General features: G+C 51.2%; 4 protein-coding genes and 1 pseudogene. All 5 read right to left on the bottom strand.

Annotated elements, in window-relative coordinates:
* Positions 1–141 (bottom strand): recombination protein NinB (locus tag QZ506_RS10710; RefSeq protein WP_291971006.1); only part of this gene is annotated, 141 nt, incomplete at its 3' end.
* Positions 141–440: a hypothetical protein gene (locus QZ506_RS10705; RefSeq protein WP_291971004.1), complete on the bottom strand. Its 300-nt coding sequence runs from the start codon at positions 438–440 to the stop codon at positions 141–143. The genes QZ506_RS10710 and QZ506_RS10705, both read right to left, overlap by 1 nt.
* Before the next feature lie 192 nt (positions 441–632).
* Entirely contained in the window at positions 633–2,009 is a 1,377-nt protein-coding gene (locus QZ506_RS10700) for a replicative DNA helicase (RefSeq protein ID WP_291971002.1), read from the bottom strand.
* Positions 2,006–2,413, bottom strand: a complete 408-nt coding sequence (locus QZ506_RS10695; RefSeq protein WP_291971000.1) for a hypothetical protein — start codon at positions 2,411–2,413, stop codon at positions 2,006–2,008. The genes QZ506_RS10700 and QZ506_RS10695 overlap by 4 nt, the downstream gene beginning before the upstream one ends.
* Before the next feature lie 69 nt (positions 2,414–2,482).
* Positions 2,483–2,821: pseudogene (locus tag QZ506_RS10690) on the bottom strand (replication protein); the annotation flags it as partial.
* Positions 2,822–2,835: the final 14 nt, after the last annotated feature.

Genomic DNA, 2,835 nt, shown 5'->3' with positions numbered 1-2,835 from the left:
GTCGTTCTGCGGTAATGTCCGTTTAGCATCGTTGATGGTAATTTCGAGAGGGCGGTGTGGGTCGGTGGGCAGGGAATCAATAAAGGCTTTCAGGTTTTTTCGTATTCGTTCATCACGCAGCAGGAAGCGTGTTTTATCCATCACCCCTCCTTCACTGTTATTCCGGCTGCGCGAACCTGCTTGGCGGCATAGTTCCTGCCGTCAATCCAACCGATGGCGTATGTGTCCTTTTCTGGCTCTGGTGATGCGATGTGATTAATTTCGAACTCATTGTGCTGTTCAATGTTTACCACCAGCGCCGCAAGGCTGGCCTGCCATGCAATCCACACCAAATCTGTTTCGGGATAGCTGTAATTCGCGCCACCGTTAGCTCTTGGTAAAAGCAATTCACTCTCGCCAACGTCGCAATGGAAACGAAACCACTCTTCAAAATCCGCCATGCTCTGCTCTGTGCTCACTTTCCCAGCGCTCCATATTTACCCACCCAAACAAAAAGGGCTGCCATTGCCAGCAGCCCCACGATGCATTCTGTTAGATAGGCTGTCATTCCTATTGCCCTCGCTTTAAAAACCTATAACTTCTTTCAGCGGCTTTCCGTGTATCCCTTTTCATCACTCCTCCTGTTTGTTTGCCTAGACGTCAGCGCCTTTTGCGTACCTGCGTACGCTGGTTTCTGTCTGCTGCCTTGTCGTGCACTTCTCCCGCGCTTCGTCCTGGTCGCACTCAATGAAATGACCATTAACGAATCGTTGGTAGACTGTGCCAAGTGAGCCGAATCGGTTTTTTGTGACGATGATTTCTGCGAATGGAGCGGCGGGTGAATTCTCGTTATACACCGCGTCGCGGTAGAGCATGATGATTGAGTCGGCATCCTGTTCAATGCTGCCAGAGTCACGCAAATCGGCGTTGGTCGGGCGCTTGTTAGGTCGCTTTTCAACGTCTCGTGATAGCTGACTAAGCGCGATCACTGGCGTTCGCAGCGTCTTGGCCATTGCCTTTAGGCTCCATGAGATATGGGCTATGGCAAGGTCGTTACGCTCCGCTTTCGGTTTGGCGATCAGCCCGAGATAATCTGCCATGATCAGCGATAGCGCTGGGTGCTCCTGTTTGTGCCGCTTGGCAATGGCTACGATTGCCTCCACCGTCAGGCGGCAAGCATCGACTACCCATACGTCAAGATCTGCCAGTCGGTTAATCCCGTCAACAATCCTCGCCCATCCCTCATCGTCAAGGTTTGAAGGGTTACGCAGCAGACTTACCGACATCCGCCCTGCCCCGGCTATCGAACGCTCAGCTACCTGTAGAGAACTCATTTCCATGCTGAAAATCAGAACGCCCCTCCGCTGGTTCTCCCCGGGTAACTTCCGGTTTGCCACGCCTTCGGCAACCTTAAGCGCCAGTTCAGTTTTCCCCATTCCGGGCCGTGCAGCGACAATCACAAGATCCTCAGCGTTCATACCACCGGTGATCGCGTCCAAGTCATCAATGCCAGTTTTCAGCGTGTCGGACTCTTCCCCGTTTTTCAGCCGGCGCTCTAACGTGTTGGTGTAGTCAGTGATTATTTCACCAAGACGAACCGGTTTTACTTCCTGCTTTGGCTTTCGAATGCTGGACAGACGGCCTACCAGTTCATCCATAGCCACGGTAGCCAGCTCAAGGGATCCGTTACCGATTGTCCCGCGCATCTCGTCAACAGCCGCAATGAACACGCGCCGCTGGTACATCTCAGTCACCATGTCAGCATAGCCACGCAGGTTTGCAGCGCTGGGACAGCTACGCGCCGTTTCCATGATGTCGGCAAAATGCTCATCGCCACATTCCTCGGCAACCATCAGAGAATCAATCATGTTTCGTGTGCGGGCCTGTTTACGGATCACCTCATAGGCTCGTTTGTAAATCGGGATCTCGAATGTTTCCGCATCCAGCGTTGCCAGAACGTCAGTTGCCGTTGGCGTTAAACCGCCGATCAGCAGGCCACCAATAACACTGGCCTCGATATCCTGTCTCATAGCGTACCCTCCCTGATTTTCGTCAGCGTTTTGCGCTGAAGCAGGTAATCAAAATTAGCCACCCAGCCGCGATCATTGTCGCCAAAGTGGAACGGCCTGGCAGCAGCCATAAACGCCCTGACGTAAGACTTGAAGCCGTCAAGGTTTGGCGTGGCCAGAGATTTAACCAGAGCGGCTAGTTTCCATTTTCGCTCGTCATTGGCTTCAACAGCGTGAGGCAGTCTGTCACCCACGGCTTCGTTGTAGGCGTTCAGGTAGTCGTCGTATTTGATTGGGTCTGATTTTCGTTTGGATGGTTTACCCCCCTTCACACTTTCACCCGTAGGGGGTAAGGGGGTATTATTTATTTTATCTTTAAAGATATCTTTTGTGTGTTCCGTTTTGGTAACACCAGGTGTATCCAATTTGGTAACATTTTTTGTTCCCGATTTGGTAACAATGTTATCTATTTGGGAACACTCCGGGATCTCTCATTCTGATATGTTTTTGTTTGGGCCAATTTTGCTTCCGTCTTTCACCAGAACTTTCATGGCGATAAGCTCATTTTTGGCAATGTTGGCCTTTGACCTGCTGATTCTGCAAAGCTCGGCTAATTGACTGTCAGCAATGCGATCCATTTTCTTCTTGAAGCCGTATGTCTTTCGGCATACAGCGTGTGCCACCTTGGCTTGATTGCGAGTCAAATTAGCGCCGATCAGTTCTTCGTAAAGATCCATCGCCAGCATGATGAATCCATCATCAGTGTCAGCCACGCGATGCTCCACTACCTCAAGTTGAGGTTTCTGGTAGTCTGATATCCTAGCGATGCTCATCCTTTTTCACCCCC

The organism is Candidatus Symbiopectobacterium sp., assembly GCF_020054415.1.
Classification (GTDB): Bacteria; Pseudomonadota; Gammaproteobacteria; order Enterobacterales; family Enterobacteriaceae; genus Symbiopectobacterium.
The sequence above is the reverse complement of the archived record's forward strand: the minus strand, read 5'-3'. Positions and strand labels throughout refer to the sequence as shown.

Bases quoted from the DNA above. Each gene is read 5' to 3' on its own strand.
- QZ506_RS10705 (WP_291971004.1), bottom strand. From the start codon at position 440: ATGGCGGATTTTGAAGAGTGGTTTCGTTTCCATTGCGACGTTGGCGAG.
- QZ506_RS10700 (WP_291971002.1), bottom strand. From the start codon at position 2,009: ATGAGACAGGATATCGAGGCCAGTGTTATTGGTGGCCTGCTGATCGGC.